Origin of the sequence: Microbacterium sp. SY138, from assembly GCF_039729145.1 — a bacterium.
GTDB lineage: Bacteria > Actinomycetota > Actinomycetes > Actinomycetales > Microbacteriaceae > Microbacterium > Microbacterium maritypicum_A.
In genome coordinates this window covers 1,089,733-1,108,270 of sequence record NZ_CP155793.1, presented here as the reverse complement: position 1 = coordinate 1,108,270, position 18,538 = coordinate 1,089,733, and the positions used below count along the sequence as shown (strand labels likewise).

General features: G+C 70.2%; 16 protein-coding genes. 10 read left to right on the top strand and 6 right to left on the bottom strand.

Annotated features, from left to right (window positions below; genetic code table 11):
• Positions 1-92: 92 nt before the first annotated feature.
• The 3 genes from ptsP to dhaK are packed head-to-tail and all read right to left on the bottom strand — an operon-like array spanning position 93 to position 4,233.
• Positions 93-2,600, bottom strand: coding sequence for a phosphoenolpyruvate--protein phosphotransferase (ptsP, locus tag ABDC25_RS05160; RefSeq protein WP_021198801.1), 2,508 nt, complete (start codon positions 2,598-2,600; stop codon positions 93-95).
• The gene (dhaL, locus tag ABDC25_RS05155) at positions 2,600-3,241 is read right to left on the bottom strand and encodes a dihydroxyacetone kinase subunit DhaL (RefSeq protein ID WP_136025247.1); all 642 of its coding nucleotides are present in this window, start codon (positions 3,239-3,241) and stop codon (positions 2,600-2,602) included. The genes ptsP and dhaL overlap by 1 nt, the downstream gene beginning before the upstream one ends.
• Positions 3,241-4,233, bottom strand: coding sequence for a dihydroxyacetone kinase subunit DhaK (gene dhaK / locus ABDC25_RS05150; protein WP_029260506.1), 993 nt, complete (start codon positions 4,231-4,233; stop codon positions 3,241-3,243). The genes dhaL and dhaK overlap by 1 nt, the downstream gene beginning before the upstream one ends.
• A 160-nt stretch (positions 4,234-4,393) precedes the next feature.
• Here dhaK and ABDC25_RS05145 point away from each other — a divergent pair, with 160 nt between their 5' ends.
• On the top strand, positions 4,394-5,161 hold the full coding sequence (locus tag ABDC25_RS05145) for an IclR family transcriptional regulator (protein WP_029260505.1): 768 nt from the start codon (positions 4,394-4,396) through the stop codon (positions 5,159-5,161).
• A 123-nt stretch (positions 5,162-5,284) separates the two neighbouring features.
• Here ABDC25_RS05145 and ABDC25_RS05140 read toward each other — a convergent pair whose 3' ends face one another.
• Positions 5,285-7,405 (bottom strand): RecQ family ATP-dependent DNA helicase, encoded by a 2,121-nt coding sequence (locus ABDC25_RS05140; protein WP_347125165.1) that lies wholly within the window; start codon positions 7,403-7,405, stop codon positions 5,285-5,287.
• Between the two features lie 92 nt (positions 7,406-7,497).
• On the opposite strand from ABDC25_RS05140, the gene ABDC25_RS05135 reads away from it, so the two are divergent.
• The 8 genes from ABDC25_RS05135 to ABDC25_RS05100 all read left to right on the top strand — a co-directional run bounded on the left by ABDC25_RS05135 (position 7,498) and on the right by ABDC25_RS05100 (position 14,176).
• Positions 7,498-7,917 (top strand): hypothetical protein, encoded by a 420-nt coding sequence (locus ABDC25_RS05135; RefSeq protein ID WP_021198806.1) that lies wholly within the window; start codon positions 7,498-7,500, stop codon positions 7,915-7,917.
• Positions 7,918-8,003: 86 nt separating this feature from the next.
• Entirely contained in the window at positions 8,004-8,978 is a 975-nt protein-coding gene (gene paaA, locus ABDC25_RS05130; RefSeq protein ID WP_021198807.1) for a 1,2-phenylacetyl-CoA epoxidase subunit PaaA, read from the top strand.
• Positions 8,978-9,283: a 1,2-phenylacetyl-CoA epoxidase subunit PaaB gene (paaB, locus tag ABDC25_RS05125; RefSeq protein ID WP_017828375.1), complete on the top strand. Its 306-nt coding sequence runs from the start codon at positions 8,978-8,980 to the stop codon at positions 9,281-9,283. The genes paaA and paaB overlap by 1 nt, the downstream gene beginning before the upstream one ends.
• Positions 9,280-10,143, top strand: a complete 864-nt coding sequence (gene paaC / locus ABDC25_RS05120; protein WP_029265815.1) for a 1,2-phenylacetyl-CoA epoxidase subunit PaaC — start codon at positions 9,280-9,282, stop codon at positions 10,141-10,143. Before paaB ends, paaC begins: the two co-directional genes overlap by 4 nt.
• Positions 10,137-10,631 (top strand): 1,2-phenylacetyl-CoA epoxidase subunit PaaD, encoded by a 495-nt coding sequence (gene paaD / locus ABDC25_RS05115; RefSeq protein ID WP_029260501.1) that lies wholly within the window; start codon positions 10,137-10,139, stop codon positions 10,629-10,631. The genes paaC and paaD overlap by 7 nt, the downstream gene beginning before the upstream one ends.
• 1 nt (position 10,632) lies before the next feature.
• Positions 10,633-11,796 carry a 1,2-phenylacetyl-CoA epoxidase subunit PaaE gene (gene paaE / locus ABDC25_RS05110; protein ID WP_347125161.1) on the top strand — a complete coding sequence of 388 codons (1,164 nt, stop codon included), beginning with the start codon at positions 10,633-10,635 and terminating at the stop codon, positions 11,794-11,796.
• 13 nt (positions 11,797-11,809) lie between these two features.
• Positions 11,810-12,580: an enoyl-CoA hydratase/isomerase family protein gene (locus ABDC25_RS05105; RefSeq protein WP_347125159.1), complete on the top strand. Its 771-nt coding sequence runs from the start codon at positions 11,810-11,812 to the stop codon at positions 12,578-12,580.
• Between the two features lie 72 nt (positions 12,581-12,652).
• Positions 12,653-14,176 carry an ATP-dependent DNA ligase gene (locus ABDC25_RS05100; RefSeq protein WP_297556663.1) on the top strand — a complete coding sequence of 508 codons (1,524 nt, stop codon included), beginning with the start codon at positions 12,653-12,655 and terminating at the stop codon, positions 14,174-14,176.
• 16 nt (positions 14,177-14,192) lie between these two features.
• Here the strand turns inward: ABDC25_RS05100 and ABDC25_RS05095 are convergent, their stop codons facing one another.
• Positions 14,193-14,702: a phosphoribosyltransferase gene (locus tag ABDC25_RS05095; protein WP_021198813.1), complete on the bottom strand. Its 510-nt coding sequence runs from the start codon at positions 14,700-14,702 to the stop codon at positions 14,193-14,195.
• Between the two features lie 163 nt (positions 14,703-14,865).
• Here ABDC25_RS05095 and ABDC25_RS05090 point away from each other — a divergent pair, with 163 nt between their 5' ends.
• Positions 14,866-16,515, top strand: coding sequence for a thiamine pyrophosphate-binding protein (locus ABDC25_RS05090; RefSeq protein WP_167253350.1), 1,650 nt, complete (start codon positions 14,866-14,868; stop codon positions 16,513-16,515).
• Here ABDC25_RS05090 and ABDC25_RS05085 read toward each other — a convergent pair.
• Positions 16,482-18,410: an endonuclease/exonuclease/phosphatase family protein gene (locus ABDC25_RS05085; RefSeq protein ID WP_347125156.1), complete on the bottom strand. Its 1,929-nt coding sequence runs from the start codon at positions 18,408-18,410 to the stop codon at positions 16,482-16,484. The genes ABDC25_RS05090 and ABDC25_RS05085 overlap by 34 nt on opposite strands.
• Between the last annotated feature and the right edge of the window lie 128 nt (positions 18,411-18,538).

Genomic DNA, 18,538 nt, shown 5'->3' with positions numbered 1-18,538 from the left:
CCGCCACAGCGTCACCGAGCGCGCATGTCGATATCAGAATGAAACGGAGAATATGTCGCTGCACGCATATGGTGCGGGCTGACCCGGGTCGCTCACCCGTCGGCGAGTGCAGCGGCAGCAGCCGAACGTGCCGCATCGGCCGAAGGAGCGCCGACCGCGGCGGCCGCGGCCCGTGCGCACTCCACCGAGGACAGCTCGCTCAGCTTCGCTGCCACCCGACCCAGCGACCGTGGAGCCATCGATAGCGAGGTCACGCCCAGTCCGACCAGCACGGGAGCAAGTGCCGGGTCACCGCCGGCTTCGCCGCACACCCCCACCGGCTTGCCCACCGCACGGCCTGCCTCGCCGACGGCGGCGATGAGACGAAGCACCGCAGGCTGCCACGGATCGTTCAGATCCCCCAACTCGCTGAGCAGTCGGTCGGCCGCCATCGTGTACTGCGCGAGGTCGTTGGTACCCAGGCTCACGAAGTCGACGACCTCGAACAGTTCGGCCGCGAGCAGGGCCGCCGACGGGGTCTCGATCATGATGCCGACCCGGTCCAGCCCCGCCGCCCGGCACCGATCGGCGAACTCCGCGGCCTCGTCGACCGTCGCGACCATCGGCGCCATCACCTCGACCACAGCCTCCTCCTCGGCGGCCGCCCGTGCGAGAGCCCGCAGCTGGTCGTCGAGAAGCTGCGGTCGACGTCTGGCGATCCGCAGACCGCGGACCCCGAGCGCCGGGTTGTCCTCGCGGTCCGCGTTGGCGAAGGGCAGCGGCTTGTCGCTGCCGGCGTCGAGGGTGCGCACCACGACCTTGCGTCCGGGGAAGGCCGCCAGCACCCCTCGATAGGCGGCGATCTGCTCGTCGACGCTCGGGGCGTCCGTGCGATCGAGAAAGCAGAACTCCGTGCGGAAGAGGCCGATGCCCTCCGCCTGGGCCGAAGCGGCGTTCGTCGCGTCCGCCGCACCCCCGACGTTCGCGAGGAGCGGGACGCGCTGCCCGTCGGCGAGCGCGCCTGCACCGTCGAATTCGAGGACCGTCGCCGACGCTCGCGCCTCGGCGACGCGGGACGGCGCAGGCTCGACCTCGACCGTTCCCCGGTCACCGTCGACGAGCACCGTGACTCCGGTCGGGATCGCTTCCGCGTCCGCGAGGCCGACCACGGCCGGAAGACCGAGGGAGCGCGCGATGATGGCGGTGTGCGAGGTCGGCCCGCCCTGCGCGGTGACGAGGGCGATGCATCCTCCGCCGGCGAGCAGCGCGGTATCGGCGGGGGCGAGATCCGTCGCCACCAGCACGAAGGGCTCATCGCGCTCGGGCACGCCCGGCATGTCGACCTGGAGGATCTCGGCGATGATCCGGTCGCGCACGTCACGGATGTCGGCGATGCGCTCGGCCATCCGCCCTCCCAGCGCGGCGAGCGCCTTCTCATGGACGACAGCCGTCTCCCAGACCGCACGGGCCGCACTGCGTCCCTTCGATCGCACGAGCGCCGTGGCCTCGGACACCAGCTCCGGATCGGACGCCAGAAGCCGGGAAGCGTCGAGGATCGCCCTGGTCTCCCCCGTCGCCTGCGCGGTGCGCGAGCGGAGCTGATCGGCCACAGCGACGGCCGCCCACTCGATCGCTGAGACCTCGGAGTCCCGGTCGGCCTCGGGGACGACCGTGGTCGGGTCGGGCTCGGGAAGCGGGGGCGCGAGGTGGACCACGGGCGCGGCGACTCGGCCGGAGCTCACTCCTCGTCCGCGAAGCACCGTGCCGGGCGGGACCGCACGCGCGGGCTCCCCCTCCCGCGACGACGGCGCATCGACCGCGGATGCCTCTGCGGCTCCGGACACCCCGGAAGGCGGTGCGACCGCCGTCTCGGGTGGTGCCTGCTCCGTCCCCTCGCCGAACCCGTCGTCGAACAGAGCGACCAGCCGATCCAGTGCCTCCGTCGCGTCATCGCCGCGAGCGGTCAGCTCCAGTTCATCGCCCTGGCGCGCGCCGAGCACGAGCAGGCGCGTCAGGCTCGCGGCGGCCGCATCCGGGCCGTCGGGAAGCCGTCGCAGGTGTACGTCGGTCCCGGCGGCGGCCCGGGCGATCAGGGCAGCGGGACGCGCATGGACGCCGAGCGGATTGCGGACGCGCACCCGACGCACCTGCACGTCACCATCCGCCTGCGGCACAGCCGGTGCGTCGGCGATCTGGTCTTCCCCGGCGCCGAGCGCGCCGGTCTTCACCCCGAGCGCCGCCGTGGCTTCGGCAGCCACCTGATCCAGCGTCCCGCCCGCAGCAGCGGACACGACGGCGGCGAGCAGTCCCTCCACGAACGGTGCCGGGGCGAGCCGCACCGGCACCGCACTCGATCGCAGCTCGAGGGCGAGCTCGGCGCTGAGCACGGCGGATCCCAGATCCATGAGCACGAGCACGCCCTCGCACTCCGCCGCGAGCTCATCGATGGCCGCTGCCACCGCGACGGCATCAGTGCCGAGGATCGGTGCCCCCTCGGCGTCGACTCCCGCTCCGGCCGCGACCTGCACGCGCACTCCGCCGTCGTGCACCATCTGCAGGGCAAGCTCCAGTGCCGCCTCCCCGAGCCGTGCGCTGTGGGAGACGGCGACGATGCCGATCATCAGGCCGTGTCCGCGACCGCTGCGGCGAGCGTGTCGAAGAGGATCGCCGTGGAGGCCGCTCCCGGGTCGAGGTGCCCCGCGCTGCGCTCCCCGAGGTAACTCGCCCTGCCCTTGCGGGCCACCAGCGGCAGCGTGGCATCGCGTCCGGCTGCCGCGGCGTCCGCGGCGGCCCTGGTCGCCTCGGCGACAGAGGATCCCGCGGCGAGTGCCGCGTCCATCGCGTCCACCGCCGGCGCCATCGCGTCGAACATGGTCTTGTCCCCCGCTTCCGCCTTACCGCGTGCGACGATGCCGTCGAGTCCTGCCCGCAACGCAGCCGCAAGAGCGGGGCCGTCGAGTTCGGACACCGGCCCGGCCGCCATTCCCGTCCGCAGGAAGAAGGTGCCGTAGAGGGGTCCGCTGGCTCCGCCGACGGAACTCACCAGGGTCATGCCGACGGTCTTGAGCAGTTCGTCGACCTTTCCGGGTGCGCCCGCGGAGAGTTTCTCGCCGACGGCGCTCATACCGCGAGCCATGTTGGCTCCGTGGTCGGCGTCGCCGATGGCCGAGTCGAGTTCGGTGAGCCAGTCGCGCTTCTCGGTGACGGCGGCACCGAACCGGGAGACCCAGTCGGCGAGCACGACGGTGTCGACCGCGCCCATCAGACGCCCCACCGCAGACCGGGGGTGTTCACCGGGGCATCCCACAACCGCAGCAGCTCATCGTCCGCCTTGAGCAGGGTGACCGAGCACCCGGCCATGTCGAGCGACGTGATGTAGTTGCCGACGAGGTTCCTGGCGATCTGCACGCCCGACTTCTCGAGGATCGCCGCGACCTCGCCGTACATGAGGTAGAGCTCGATGAGCGGCGTAGCTCCCATGCCGTTGAGCATCACGATCGCGGGTCCTGCGGCGTCGAGATCGGCGAGGATCGGCTCGACCAGCTGCCGGGCGATCTCGGATGCCGGAGCGAGGGGTTCGCGGTGACGCCCGGGCTCGCCGTGAATGCCGATGCCGATCTCCATCTGATCGTCCGGAAGGTCGAACGTGGGCTTGCCTGCGGCGGGCACGGTGCAACTGGTGAGAGCCATGCCCATCGAGCGCCCCTGTCCGTTGACCTTCTTGGCCAGCTCGACGACGGCGGCGAGGTCCCGCCCCTCTTCCGCGCCCGCTCCGACGATCTTCTCGAGCAGCACGGTGAGGCCCACCCCGCGGCGACCGGCGGTGTACAGCGAGTCCTGCACGGCGACGTCGTCATCCACGGTGATGCTCCCGACCTCGATCCCGTCCATCGCGGCGAGCTCGGCGGCCATCTCGAAGTTCAACACGTCGCCGGTGTAGTTCTTCACGATGTGCAGCACACCTGCGCCGCGATCCACGGCCTGGGTGGCCACCTGCACGCGATCGGGGGTCGGGGAGGTGAAGACCTCGCCGGCGACCGCCGCATCCAGCATCCCGGTGCCGACGAACCCGCCGTGCAGCGGTTCATGGCCGGAGCCGCCACCGGAGACGATCGCGACCTTGCCCTGGGCCTTGGGCGTGGCTCGGGTGATGACATGGTTCTCGAGGTCGACGGAGAGCTCCGGATGAGCGAGGGCGACACCCTTCAACGATTCGACGAGAACGTCTTCCGGGGCGTTGATGAGCTTCTTCATCATTCGATCTCCTTTGATCCTTCGAGGTCTCTTTCGCAAAAAATCCGAAAGCAATTCGTTAATGTCGAATATGCTCGGACCCTGCCGGGTTGTCAAGATCAATCGTGAAGCCCGGCTCCATCGGCTCCGGCTCGACGACGCACCGGAAGGAGGCCTCACCGTGATCCAGGCGATCGACCGCGCGGCGAAGATCCTCGAACTGCTCCAGGGAGCACGCCACCTCGGCATCACCGACCTCGCGGCGGCACTCAGCCTGCCGCCGTCGACCGTGCACGGGATCGTGAAGTCGCTGCGGTCGCACGGACTCGTCGCGAAGGAGCGGGGCGGCCAGCGCTACATGCTCGGTCCGACTCTCCTGCGCCTGAGCAACGTCTACCTCGACACCCTCGACGTACGCGCCAGGGCGATGAGATGGACGCAGGAACTCGCGCGCCGCACCAACCTCTCGGTACGGCTGGGCGCACCGCACTTCACCGACGTGCTCGTCATCCATCACAACCTGCGACCCGACGACAGCCAGCAGATGCTCGAGACCGGGGTGGCCATCCCCGCCCATGCCTCGGCGATGGGCAAGGTCCTCCTCGCCTACGACCTGGGTTTCCAGCAGAGCGTGTTCGAACAGCCGCTGCGCAGCCTCACCGGCGACACGATCACCGACGTCGCTCGGCTGACCCTCGAGCTGCCGGCCATCGCCGAACGCGGCACGGCCGGAGAGTTCGACGAGGCGGTGCTCGGCGAGTCCTCGATCGCCGCCCCCGTCGCTGACGCGTCGAACGACATCGTCGCCGCGGTCGCCGTGGTGCTGCCCACATCGCAGACACCCGCCTCGGACGCGATCCTCAATGCCCTGCGCGAGACGGCACGGAACGTCTCCCGCGAACTCGGCGCGACCACCTGGCCACCGCGCGTGGCGCCCGCCGACGATTGACGTCCGCGCGTCCGATCCGGTGCGGCGGATCAGCACTCGCCCGACGAACCGGCGCTCGCCGACGCCTCCTCCACCCAGCCGCTAACTCCGCTCAGCCGCGAATCCACTCAGCCGCGAATCCACTCAGCCGCGAAGCGCGAGGGCGAACGGCAGGACCGCGGTCGCCCCGGCCTGACGGAGAGTCCGGGCCGCGACCGTCATCGTCCATCGACTGTCGACAAGATCGTCCACGAGCAGCACCGGCCCCGACGGCACGTCGAGGTGCTGCGCGCTGAAACGGTCCCACAGCCCGGCGAGACGGAAGACGCTGTTCCCGCCCGGTCCGCCGGAGGGCCCGCCGCCGACGGGTTCGAGCGCGCCGAGGGAGGGCAGACGGCCGACGTCGGCGAGCCCGCGGGCGAGCGAGTCGACCAGTAGCGGGTGCGAACGCGATGGCATCGCGACGACAGCCACCGGGCGCTCCTCCCAGCCCCATCCGGCGAGCACGCGGACGCAGGCCTGGAGCAACTGCGGGGTCACCGCGGCGTCGGGCGCGCCCGCGGCAAAGATCTCGCGCAGCGCCCCTCCCCAGCCCAGGTCGGTGAGGCGCGCCAGTGCTCGCCCCTCGGCAGCCTGCTCGTCGGCGGGGATGCGCCCCTTGACCGGCACCTCGAGCCGATCGGCTCCGGTCGGCCAGGCACGACGAGGCTCGATCGGCACACCGACACGGTCGAGCGACTCCGCGGCCTGCGAGCTCGCGGATTCTCCGATCTCGCGAGGGAACCATCCGCCCGCGCAGTTGTCGCACCTTCCGCAGGGCGCGGCCGTGTCGTCGTCGAGGGCACGCTGCAGGAACTCCATACGGCAGCCGTCGGTCTGCTCGTATTCGATCATGTGCTGCTGCTCGGCGAGACGCTCGGCGGCGATGCGCTCGTAGCGCTCGGCGTCGTAGGTCCACGGCTCGCCGGTCGCGACCCAGCCGCCCTGCACGCGCCGCACCGCGCCGTCGACGTCGAGGACCTTCAGCAGCAGCTCGAGCGGCGTGCGGCGGATGTCGACCATCGCTTCGAGCGCCGGCGTCGAGATCGGAGCATCGCCGAGCGCACCGATCACCCGCTCCGCCCGCTCCTTGTCGGGCATCGACGCCGTCGCGAAGTAATGCCAGATATCGCGATCCTCGACGCCGGGGAGCAGCAGCACGTCGGCGCTCTCACTCGCGCGACCGGCACGGCCGACCTGCTGGTAGTAGGCCACCGGCGACGAGGGCGCACCGAGGTGGAGCACGAATCCCAGATCGGGCTTGTCGAAGCCCATGCCGAGCGCACTCGTGGCGACGAGCGCCTTCACCTCGTTGCGCTTGAGCATCCCCTCGGACTCGGCGCGTTCATCGGTGTCGGTCTGTCCGGTGTAGGCCCGCACGTCGTGTCCGTGGTCTCGCAGCAGCCGGGCGGTGTCGACGGCGGCCGCGACGGTCAGCGTGTAGATGATGCCGGATCCGGGAAGATCGTCGATGTGGCTGAGCAGCCACGCGAGACGACTCGCCGAATCGCGCAGGCGGAGCACCCCCAGACGCAATGAGGTGCGGGCGAGCGGGCCGCGGATGGTGAGCACCGGCTCGGCGTCGCGGTCACCGCTCTGGAGACTGCCGAGCTGCTCGGCGACGTCTGCCACGACCCGGCTGTTCGCCGTCGCGGTGGTCGCCAGCACCGGCACGTCGGCGGGCATCTGCGCGATCAGGTCGCGCAGCCGCCGGTAGTCGGGACGGAAGTCGTGTCCCCAATCGCTGATGCAGTGCGCCTCGTCGACGACGAGCATGCCGATGCGACGCACCAGCGCCGGCAGCTGCTGCTCGCGGAACGCGGGGTTGTTCAGCCTCTCCGGCGAGACCAGCAGCACATCGACCTCATCGCGGTCGAGCTGCCCGAGCACCTCAGACCATTCGTGCGCGTTGGTGGAGTTGATCGCGACCGCCCTCACCCCGGCACGTTCGGCCGCGGCGATCTGGTCGCGCATGAGCGCGAGCAGCGGCGACACCAGCACGGTCGGCCCCGCCCCCTGTCGACGCAGCAGCAGGGTGGCGACGAAGTACACCGCGGACTTTCCCCAGCCGGTGCGCTGCACCACGAGCGCGCGCCGACGCCCCTCGACCAGCGCCTCGATCGCCTCATACTGCCCGTCGTGGAAGTCGGCGTCGGGGCGGCCGACGAGTTCGCGCAGCGCCGCGCGTGCGGGCTCGCGGGTGTCGGCGGGAGCTGCGAATGTCATGCGCCCACTCTGCCCCACGCCGCCGACACGACGACGTCGTCATCCACAGGTTCGCCGAGCCGTCGGCGAGTCCCGTCGTCTAGCGTGAGGAGATGATCACACGCGAGCTCGCCGTCGCCCTGCGAGACTCCGGACTCGTCTGGCATCCCGCCGAGGGCGACCGCTTCCAGCTCGACCTGCCGGACGAGGTGGAACTCGAAGCGGAGGCCGAGGTCTTCACGGTCAGCGAGATGACGATCGAAGCCCGCCAGACGCCGAGCGGCACCGATCTGGCGTTCAACGGCACCACGGAATGGGCGCTCGACGCGGTGACCCTCGCGGATGCGGTGTGGCTGCCGCGGGAGGATCAGCTGCGCGACCTGCTCCGGGGCACCTTCCGCGCGCTGGTGCGCCTCGAAGACGCCTTTCGCGTCGACGTCGAGATCGGTGGCCATGTGATCGCCTTCGAGCACCCCGATCCCTCGGAGGCCTACGGCCGGGCGCTCCTCGAGCTGATCTCGCGCTCGCATTGAGCAGGTGCCTTGAAACCGGCCGTGCTCTGTGTCAGAATTACCTAACGATCGGTCAGTAAAGTTGGCCGGAGGCCGAGGAGTCGACGATGACCAGTCCCGCAGACCTGTCCCTGGTGGGCGAGCTCTCCGATGAGGAGCGTCTCTTCGACGAGCTCATCGCGAACGAGCAGCGCATCGAGCCCCGCGACTGGATGCCCGATGCCTACCGCAAGACGCTGGTGCGGCAGATCTCCCAGCACGCGCACTCCGAGATCATCGGCATGCAACCCGAGGGCAACTGGATCACACGCGCGCCGAGCCTCAAGCGCAAGGCGATCCTGATGGCGAAGGTGCAGGACGAGGCCGGCCACGGTCTCTACCTCTACTCCGCGGCGCAGACCCTGGGCACCACGCGCGACGAGATGATGGATCAGCTCATCAGCGGCAAGGCAAAGTACTCGTCGATCTTCAACTACCCCACCCCGACCTGGGCCGACATGGGTGCGATCGGCTGGCTCGTCGACGGCGCCGCGATCTGCAATCAGGTGCCGCTGTGCCGGGCCTCCTACGGTCCGTACGGCCGCGCCATGGTGCGCGTGTGCAAGGAGGAGTCGTTCCACCAGCGGCAGGGCTTCGAGATCCTGCTCACGCTGATGCAGGGCAGCGCGGAGCAGCGCGAGATGGCACAGGATGCCGTGAACCGCTGGTACTGGCCGAGCCTGGCGATGTTCGGGCCACCCGACGACCAGTCCCCGAACTCGGCGCAGTCGATGAAGTGGAAGATCAAGCGGTTCTCGAACGACGAGCTGCGCCAGCGGTTCGTCGGCATGCTCGTGCCCCAGGCCGAGATCCTCGGGGTGACGTTGCCCGACCCCGATCTGCGCTTCGACGAGCAGACCGGCCAGTATGTGATCGGCGAGATCGACTGGGACGAGTTCTTCGAGGTGGTGCGCGGCAACGGGCCGTGCAACGCCGAGCGACTCGAGCGCCGACGCACGGCCCACGAAGAGGGCGCCTGGGTGCGCGAGGCCGCCGCGGAGTATGCCCGCAAGCAGTCCCTCGAGACGAAGGCGGTGGCGTGATGGCGACACCGGGCGCGGATGAGCGCGAACCCTGGCCGCTGTGGGAGGTGTTCGTGCGCGCCAATCGCGGGCTCAGCCACGTGCACGTCGGCTCGCTGCACGCGCCCGACGCCGAGATGGCGATCCGCAACGCGCGCGACCTCTACACCCGCCGCGGCGAGGGCGTGTCGATCTGGGTGGCGCCCGCCGACGCGATCACCACGAGCGATCCCGACGCCAAGGGCGCATACTTCGAGAGCCCCGCGGGCAAGAACTACCGCCACGCCGTGTACTACACGGCTTCCGAGGGAGTGCCGCACCTGTGAGCACACCGCACCCGACCACCGCGCCCGAGGACGTCGACGTTCACGGCGACATCCACGGCGACGTCTCGGTCGACGAACTCCGCCTCTCGCAGGAGCTCTCCGGCACCGGCGCGGTGGCCACGTCCGCCGACATCGCCGAGTACGCACTGCGCCTCGGAGATGACGCCCTCATCCTCTCCCAGCAGCTGGGCGCCTGGATCTCGCGGGCCCCGGAGCTGGAGGAGGACGTGGCCCTGGGCAACATCGCGCTCGACCTGCTCGGCCACGCGCGCTCGTTCCTGCACTACGCGGGGTCGTACGACGGCCGCAGCGAAGACGACCTCGCCTTCTTCCGCGACGAGCCCGAGTTCCGTTGCGCGTGGATCGTGCAGCAGCCCAACGGCGACTTCGCCCAGACGATCGCCCGACAGTTCGTCGTGGCGACCTACATGTTCGAGCTCTACACGGCGTTGCGCGGCAGCAGCGACGAGACCTTCGCCGCGATCGCCGAGAAATCGCTCAAGGAGGTCGACTACCACCGCGATCACGCCGTGCAGTGGATGCTGCGCCTCGCGGGTGGCACCGAGGAGTCCCGCACCCGCATCATCCGGGCGATCGGTGATGTCTGGCCGTACGTCGACGAGCTGTTCCGCGACGATGAGCTGATCGAGCGACTCGGCGATGCGGCCGTGTCCCCGTCGCGCCTGCGTCCCGGGTTCGACGGCGTGGTCGCGACCGTCTTCACCGAGGCGGAGCTGACGGTTCCCGACGTCATGTCGTCGTCGGCGGGCGGGCGTCGCGGCGCGCACGCGACCCCCCTCGGCCACATCCTCGCCGAGATGCAGGTGCTCGCGCGACGGCATCCGGGGGCGACATGGTGACTCTCACTCCGACGCAGGCCGCCTGGCGGATCGCCGCTTCCGTTCCCGACCCCGAGGTCCCCGTCCTCACGATCGAGGACCTCGGCGTGCTCCGTGCGGTCGAGGTCGACGGCACCCGGGTGCACGTCGACATCACGCCGACGTACAGCGGCTGCCCCGCGATGGACACGATCCGAGACGATGTGATCCTCGCCCTCACCGCCGCCGGCTTCGACCGGGTCGATGTGCGGCTGGTCCTCTCGCCCGCCTGGACGACGGACTGGATGACGGAAGCCGGCAAGACGAAGCTCGCGGAGTACGGCATCGCGCCGCCCTCCGGCCGCGCCGCCGTCTCGACCGGGCCGATCCGCCTGGCGCTGAGCGTGCGCTGCCCGCGATGCGGGTCGCTCGACACCCGCGAGGTCTCCCACTTCGGCTCGACCTCGTGCAAGGCGCTCTTCGAGTGCCGCGCCTGCCTCGAGCCCTTCGACCACTTCAAGGTGCACTGACATGTCGCTCTTCACCTCGGCGCCCGCGCCCTCGCCGCGGACGACCGCCGCACGCGCGACCTCCCCCCGGAAGCGCGCCCGTTTCCACACCCTCGTCGTCGACGACGTGCGTCCGCTCACCGAGGATGCCGTGGAAGTGACGTTCACGGTCCCGGCCGCGCTCGCCGACGAATACGACCACCTTCCCGGTCAGTACGTCGCCCTGCGCACCACCCTCGACGGCGTCGAGGTGCGGCGCTCCTACTCGCTGTGCCGCGCACCGGAGCATCGCGACGACGGACAGGACACCCGGCTGAGCGTCGCCGTTAAGCGCGACGAGGGCGGACTCTTCTCCACGTGGGCGCAGACAGGCCTGCACGCCGGCTTCGAGATCGACGTCATGAGCCCGCAGGGCACCTTCACCTCGGCGCTCGACGACCTCGACGACCGCCATGTGGTGGGGATCGCCGCCGGCTCCGGCATCACGCCGCTGATGGCACTCGCGCACACGGTGCTGAACCGGTCGGACACGTCGCGGTTCACCCTGCTCTACACGAACCGCGCGACGCTCGACGTGATGTTCCTGGAAGATCTGGCCGACCTCAAGGACCGCTTCCCGACGAGGCTCGTGCTCCACCACGTGCTGTCCCGAGAGCAGCGGGCGGCTCCTGTGCTGTCCGGACGCATCGACGAGGAGAAGCTCCGCACGATCCTCGGCACCCTCATCCCGCCCGCGACCGTCGATGAATGGTTCCTGTGCGGACCTCTCGCGCTGGTCGACCTCTGTCGCGAGGTGCTGGCCGATGTCGGGGTCGATCGCTCGCACATCCGCTTCGAGCTGTTCACGACCGGTGATGAACCGGCACGTGCGGCCCGGCCGGTGCAGGTGCGCGCCGGCGAGAAGACCGTGCGCATCGAGGTCACGCTCGACGGTGTCTCCTCGACCGTGGAGAGCCCGGTGGATGCACACGAGTCGGTGCTCAACGCGGCGCTGCGCGTGCGGCCCGACGCTCCGTTCGCCTGCGCGGGCGGCGTCTGCGGCACGTGCCGCGCGCGCGTGATCGAGGGCAGCGTGACCATGACCGAGAACTACGCGCTCGAGCCCGACGAGCTCGAACGCGGATTCGTGCTCACCTGCCAGTCCCACCCGACCAGCGACCGCGTGGTCGTCGACTACGACGTCTGACCCCGGAGGCCCCATGATCGACCTCACCATCGCCGACGACGTCGCCACGATCGTGCTGAACGCGCCGTCGAAGCGGAACGCCCTCGATGAACAGGGGCTGGCGGAACTCGACACCGCATATGTCGAGGCGGAGACGGCGGGCGTGCGGGCCCTCGTGCTCCGTGGCGAAGGACGCGGGTTCTGCGCTGGGCGGGATATCTCCGGCGTCGACCCGCGGGATGACGATGTGCTCGGCTACCTCGGCGGCCTCGTGACGCCGTTGCTGCAGCGGATGTCCCGGTTTCCCGCGCCGACGTTCGCCGTCGCGCACGGTGCCTGCCTCGGGGTCGGCCTCGGCCTCCTGATCGCGACCGATGTCGTGTACGTAGCCGAGTCTGCGAAGATCGGCTCCCCGTTCGCGGCGCTCGGCGCGACGCTCGACTCCGGCGGCCACGCCCTGTTCCTCGATCGGCTCGGGGCGCACAAGACACTCGACCTCATCTACACGGGCCGCCTCATGAGCGGCGCGGAGGCCGTGGCATCGGGCCTGTTCTCGCGCGTGTTCCCGGATGACGAGGTCGTGCAGGCGACGACGGATGCCGCAGCGACGGCGGCGCGCGGTGCCACGGCGGCGTTCCTGGCGAGCAAGGAGCTCATCGCCCGCATCCGCGACGAGCGGCTCGCGCTGTGGGATGCGGTCGGCATCGAGAACGCCGCGCAGGCCGCGCTGTGCTACACCGACGACTACCGCGAGGGCTTCGCGGCCTTCCAGGAGAAGCGGAAGCCCGAGTTCGGCGGGCGCTGAGCGGGCCCGTCAGCACACCAGGTGGGAGACCCCTGCCACCCGAGTGTCGTACCCCGGTGCGAGAATGCCCACATGCTGCTCGCAGAGCTCGTCTCCACCACCGACCGTGTCGGAGCCACGTCGTCCCGGCTCGCCAAGATCGAGGCCCTCGCCGACCTGCTCACGCAGGCAGAACCGAGCGAGATCGCCGCGGTCATGGGTCTTCTCCTCGCGGCTCCCCGCCAGGGCAAGCTCGGGGTCGGGTGGCGAGGCATCGCCGCCCTCGACATCACGCACACCGAGAGTCCGACGTTGTCCGTGCTCGACGTCGACCGGGCCCTGGACTCGCTGGCGGCGACGTCCGGTTCCGGCTCCACCTCCGCCCGGAGCAGCATCCTCGGCGAACTCGCCTCCCGCGCCACGGCCCCCGAATGGGACTTCCTCGTCCGGGCGATGCTCGGCGAGCTGCGCACCGGCGCTCTGTCCGGGGTGCTGCTCGACGCGATCGCCCGGGCCTCCGATCGAGCGCCGGCGACCGTCCGGCGCGCAGCCATGCTCTCCGGCGACCTCGGCGAGACCGCCCGCATCGCGCTCACGGGAGACGTGGGCGACCTCGACGCGGTCGGGCTACAGGTCGGTCGCCCGGTCCTCCCGATGCTGGCGGCCACCGCGCCGACTCCCTCCGCCGCGCTCGAGATCACCGGCGAGGCGTCGGTCGAGTACAAGCTCGATGGCGCCCGCATCCAGGTGCACCGTCATGGCGACGAGGTCGGCGTCTACACGCGGAGCCTCGCCGACGTCACCCACCGGGTGCCGGAGCTCGTCGAGATCGTGCGCGCGCTCCCCGTCACGGATGTCATCCTCGACGGGGAGACGCTCTCGCTCGACGAGGACGGAGGGCCGCGCCCGTTCCAGGAGACGATGTCGCGGTTCGGCGCCGATGTGTCCCGCGAACTCGTCCTGCGGCCGTGGTTCTTCGATGTGCTGCACGTGGATGGACGCGACCTGATCGACGAGCCGCTGTCCGTGCGGCTGGCCGAACTGGAACGCGTGGCCGGCGAATGGCGGATGCCCGGCCTCGTCACCGACGATGCCGATGCCGCCGAGCAGCTGTCGCGCGACGCCCTCGCCGCAGGCCACGAAGGCGTCGTGGTCAAGGCGATCGACGCGCCCTACGCGGCGGGCCGCCGAGGCAAGTCCTGGATCAAGGTCAAGCCGGTCCTGACGTTCGACCTCGTGGTGCTCGGTGCGGAATGGGGTTCCGGACGACGTCGCGGCTGGCTCTCGAACCTCCACCTCGGTGCCCGCGACCCCGAAGGGGAGTTCGGCGACCCCGGCGGGTTCGTCATGGTCGGCAAGACGTTCAAGGGGCTCACCGATGAACTGCTGAGGTGGCAGACCGCGGAGTTCCCCGAGCACGAGTCGCACCGCACCGCATCGACCGTGTTCCTGCGCCCCGAGCTCGTCGTGGAGATCGCGATCGACGGCGTGCAGCGCTCACCGCGATACCCGGGAGGCATCGCGCTGCGATTCGCTCGCGTGAAGGGATACCGCACCGACAAAACCGCAGTCGAGGCCGACACGATCCAGACGCTGCGTTCGCTGCTGCACGCGTGACCCCCGCGCAGCAGGCTCAGGCGGAGGGCGCGAGCCCCTGATCCTCTTCGCGGACGGTTCCACGGAACGACCACGGGAAGTCGATCCAGAGGTCGGTGTCCTTCCAGGCGAAGTCGGGCTGGATGATCGTCGACGGCTTGGTGTAGATCGTGACCGACCGCACGTCGGCCCCCTTGTCCTTCAGCAGCTGCACGGCCAGGGCGAGCGTGCGACCCGAATCCGCGACATCGTCGACGAGCAGCACGCGGCGTCCGTCCAGGTACGCCATGTCGAGCTCGGGAGGCAGCACCTCCGGTGCGTCGAGCACGGTGCCGATGCCGGTATAGAACTCGACGTTGATCGCTCCGCAGTTCTTGGCGCCGAGACCGTAGGCGATCGCGCCTGCCGGGAGGAGTCCGCCGCGCGCGATGGCCACGACGACCTCGGGCATGAAGCCGCTGTCGAGGATGTTCCGTGCCAGATCGCGCGTCGCCGCTCCGAAGCCGTCCCAGGTGAGTGTCTCGCGCTCGATCTCTGCATCAGTCATTCCTGCATTCTCCCGCATTCCGCAAAGGTCTCCCGCCGGTAGACTGAGCGGGTCCGGCCCGGCCGGTGCCTGAAAAAGAGGCACGAAGCACTCCGCGAAGACGCAGAGGCGAGACACATACGGATTCCGCACTACCTCCGTCCCTGTCTCGAAAGGCTTTCGCATGCCCACCGTGTCCGCGCACGTCGCCCTCACTCTCGCCCAGCACATCGACGCCGTGTTCGGGGTGATGGGCAACGGCAACGCCTACTTCCTCGATGCGATCGAGACGCAGACGGATGCCGTGTTCACCGCTGTCCGCCATGAACAGGGCGCCGTGGTCGCGGCCGACGCCCATTTCCGGGCGTCGGGTCGGATCGCCGCCGGCACGTCGACGTACGGCGCCGGTTTCACGAACACCCTGACCGCGCTCGCAGAAGCCGTGCAGGCGCACGTGCCGCTCGTGCTCGTCGTCGGAGACGAGCCCACGTCCGGTCCCCGCCCCTGGGACGTCGACCAGATCGCTCTCGCCTCCGCCGTGGGTGCCCGCACCTATACCGTGGGGCGTGCGGACGCCGCCGCCACCACCGTCATCGCGATCGAGCACGCCCTCACCTACCGGGTGCCCGTCGTCCTCGCGATCCCGTACGACGTCGCGGCGCTCGAGGCGGGCGAGGTCCCGGAGGCGCCGTCTCCGCGCATCCCCGCTCCGCTCCCCCCGCGCGGGGAGTTCGCCGACGCGATGCTCGACGAGATCGCCGCCGCGCTGGCAGGTGCCGAGCGGCCGTTCCTGCTCGCCGGTCGCGGCGCGTGGCTGTCCGGAGCGAGCGCCGCGCTGGGAGAACTTGCGGCCGTGACGGGCGCCCTCACCGCATCGTCGGCTCTCGGCCGCGGGGTGTTCCCCGACACGCGCTACGACCTCGGTGTGACCGGCGGCTTCGGTGCCGATGGCGCGATGGAGCTCGTGCGCTCTGCCGACGTCGTCGTCGTGTTCGGTGCCGCGCTGAACCAGTTCACGATGCGGTTCGGCGAACTGTTCGCTCCGGGCACGCGCGTCTTCCAGATCGACATCGCACCGGCTGCGACACACGCGCACGTCGGAGGCTTCGTGCGTGCCGACGCCCGGCTGGCCGCGGAGGACCTCGTCGCCAGGATCGGGTCGGCCGGATCGGCGAGCCCGTGGCGCGAGACGGTCGATGTCGCGTCCGCGCGCACGTACGATGCCGGCGACGAGCTCGCTCCGGACGGACGCCTCGACCCGCGCTCCGCCGCCCGCCGCATCGCCGAGCTGCTCCCGGAAGACCGCGTCGTGGTGTCCGACGGCGGACACTTCATCGGGTGGGCGAACATGTACTGGCCGGTCGCCGCTCCCGACCGCATGATGATGGTCGGCACCGCGTTCCAGTCGATCGGGCAGGGCTGGCCGAGCGTGGTCGGTGCGGCGTTGGCACGACGGGAATCGACCGTGGTGCTGACATCGGGCGACGGCGGTGGGCTCATGGCGATCGCGGATCTGGAATCCGCGGTGCGTGCTGCCGGCGGCCGCGGCATGGCCGTGGTCTGGAACGACGCCGCCTACGGTGCCGAGGTGAACCTCTACGGTCTCAAGGGGCTGGCGGAGGGCCCGATGCGCATTCCCGAGGTCGACTTCGCGGCATTCGGCGCTGCGGTCGGCGCCGAGGGCGTGGTGGTGCGCGCGCTTTCCGACCTCGAACGCCTCGCGAGCTGGGCGGAAGAGGACCCGGCGACGCGCCCCTTCCTGCTCCTCGATCTGCGCATCTCGGGCGACGTGATCGCGCCCTACCAGCAGGAGATCATCCGCGTGAACTCCTGACCTCGGCGCATTTGCTCCGCAATCGGGATCGGAATCGGGATCGGGCGATGCCGGCACGCCGCCGAGGCCGGGTCGGCACCGCCCGTCGGATCAACCGTGAAGCCCCCGGATCCGGGGGCTGCGGCTCCCCCGGTGCCGGGTGCGCCGCCCGGGGTACCCCCTGGCGATTCGCCACCGATAGAAGCGGTCACGGTGAGCGCGACGGTCGTCTCCGCACCATCGGGGTCGATGACGACGATGCTGTGAGCCCCGGGGGATGCGTCCGCGGGAACGGTGACGGTCGCACGGAACGCGCCCGACGCATCCGTCGTCGCCGTCCCGAGCGGCATCGGAGTCGAACGCAGCTCGATCCGCAGCGCGGTCGTGGCGGGGAAATCGGTACCCGAGATCGTGACGTCGCTTCCTGCAGCGACCGAGGCCGCGCCGAGCTGCACGTTCGGCTGCTCGGGCTCGGGCTCGGGCTTCGCGCACCCCTCGTCGCAGACCGTGAAGTTCGCCAGGACAGCCTTGTGATCGGAGGGCCAGACGGCATCCGGAGTGATGATCTCATCGGCGCTGTCGTCGACGACGCGGGCGTTGCGCACGATGCTCGACTGTGGACCGACCACGGCCGCTCCGTCGATCGAGAGCCGCCGGTCCGGCGTCGCGAAGATGTAGTCGATACGGTCGCGCTCATCCGCTTCCGGCGCCCAGGTGAGCGATGACGTGGGGAACAGGGGGTTGTCCGAAGGCCAGGTGAAGCCCGGGTTCGCCACCGGGTCGGGGTGCACCGTGCGGAAGGCGTCGATCAGTCCCCCGTCGAGCAGCGTCTGCGTCGTCTGCCAGGGGACGACGACGCCGTTGTGATCGAAGAGACCGGCGGTGGCAGCCGTCCAGTCCTGCGAGGGTGGTTCGTTGAAATCTCCGCCCACGATGGCGAGTCGTCCCGCCGCTCGCTCGGCGTCGATGTCGGCGACGAGATCCGCAGCCGCAGCGGGGCGGCCGGACTGCTCGTTCGCCTTCAGGATCGCCTCGACATCGGTCACGGGAGCGCCGAGCTTGTTCCAGGTGTTCCAGCCGGCCGGCCAGTCACCGAGGACCTCGCCGCCGTACCCCCGCGGAAGGTAGGTCGTGTACCAGCGGTACTCCAGGTGACCGCCGTAGACGACCACCTCGGAGCCGTTCACATCGAGCACCGCTTTCGACCACCAGCGCCCGACCGTGTCCGTCGAGAGAATCGGATACCGCGAGACGATTCCGGTGTCGGTCGCAGTGAGGTGCTGATACCCGAGCAGTGCCGCGACCTGGGCGGGAGCCTGACCCACCTCGGGCAGGAACGTCACATCGGCATCGGTCTGCGTGATGATGTCGGCGATCTGCCGTGCCCCGTCGGCGACCTGCGTGCCGCCGTGCCACACATTGAACGTCAGCACGTTGAGGCCGCTCTTCCCCTCGATCTCCGACTTCGGCTCAGCAGGCGTGACGGGCGGCTCGGCGTCATCGTCCGTGACGGTGAGGTCGATGGGTCCGGCGAGCACGTTGTAGCCGTCGTCCTCGAGGAGATAGACGTCGTACTCCCCCGCTCCCATCGTCGACGAGTTGCGGGTCCACCCCTCACGCGTCGAAGGGTTCCAGGTGACCTCACCCGCCGCGGTGGGAACGTATCGCCAGTCCAGGGACGCCGGACCACCGGGCACCACGCCGTCGCGATAGATCCCGATCCAGTTGCGGTCGTGAACAGCCGTGCCGGCATCGAACGTGAAGGTCACGGTTTCCTCGATCGCGATGCTCGGGGAGTCGACCGCGAGCGATCCGTCCGCCGCATGTGCGGGCGGGCCCACGAGGATTCCGGCGAGAGCGATGGCGGCGCCGAGGAGAGCGAGTCGTCCTCGCTTCGGCCGGGAGGGGGAGGTCATTGCGAGGAGGTCCTTTCGAAGCGCGGTCCGTCGCGACGGTACGGGCGTCGGATGACCGGCTCGTGACCTCGAGGTGAATGCCGGTGGCGGGTGGCACGGAGAACGGCTGCCGGAGCGTCGTCGCGGGA

What these genes read in the sequence shown, in the direction of transcription:
- ptsP (WP_021198801.1), bottom strand. Translation starts at nt 2,600, where the DNA reads ATGATCGGCATCGTCGCCGTCTCCCACAGCGCACGGCTCGGGGAGGCG.
- dhaL (WP_136025247.1), bottom strand. Translation starts at nt 3,241, where the DNA reads ATGGGCGCGGTCGACACCGTCGTGCTCGCCGACTGGGTCTCCCGGTTC.
- dhaK (WP_029260506.1), bottom strand. Translation starts at nt 4,233, where the DNA reads ATGAAGAAGCTCATCAACGCCCCGGAAGACGTTCTCGTCGAATCGTTG.
- ABDC25_RS05140 (WP_347125165.1), bottom strand. Translation starts at nt 7,405, where the DNA reads ATGACATTCGCAGCTCCCGCCGACACCCGCGAGCCCGCACGCGCGGCG.
- ABDC25_RS05135 (WP_021198806.1), top strand. Translation starts at nt 7,498, where the DNA reads ATGATCACACGCGAGCTCGCCGTCGCCCTGCGAGACTCCGGACTCGTC.
- paaA (WP_021198807.1), top strand. Translation starts at nt 8,004, where the DNA reads ATGACCAGTCCCGCAGACCTGTCCCTGGTGGGCGAGCTCTCCGATGAG.
- paaB (WP_017828375.1), top strand. Translation starts at nt 8,978, where the DNA reads ATGGCGACACCGGGCGCGGATGAGCGCGAACCCTGGCCGCTGTGGGAG.
- paaD (WP_029260501.1), top strand. Translation starts at nt 10,137, where the DNA reads ATGGTGACTCTCACTCCGACGCAGGCCGCCTGGCGGATCGCCGCTTCC.
- paaE (WP_347125161.1), top strand. Translation starts at nt 10,633, where the DNA reads ATGTCGCTCTTCACCTCGGCGCCCGCGCCCTCGCCGCGGACGACCGCC.
- ABDC25_RS05105 (WP_347125159.1), top strand. Translation starts at nt 11,810, where the DNA reads ATGATCGACCTCACCATCGCCGACGACGTCGCCACGATCGTGCTGAAC.
- ABDC25_RS05100 (WP_297556663.1), top strand. Translation starts at nt 12,653, where the DNA reads ATGCTGCTCGCAGAGCTCGTCTCCACCACCGACCGTGTCGGAGCCACG.
- ABDC25_RS05095 (WP_021198813.1), bottom strand. Translation starts at nt 14,702, where the DNA reads ATGACTGATGCAGAGATCGAGCGCGAGACACTCACCTGGGACGGCTTC.
- ABDC25_RS05090 (WP_167253350.1), top strand. Translation starts at nt 14,866, where the DNA reads ATGCCCACCGTGTCCGCGCACGTCGCCCTCACTCTCGCCCAGCACATC.
- ABDC25_RS05085 (WP_347125156.1), bottom strand. Translation starts at nt 18,410, where the DNA reads ATGACCTCCCCCTCCCGGCCGAAGCGAGGACGACTCGCTCTCCTCGGC.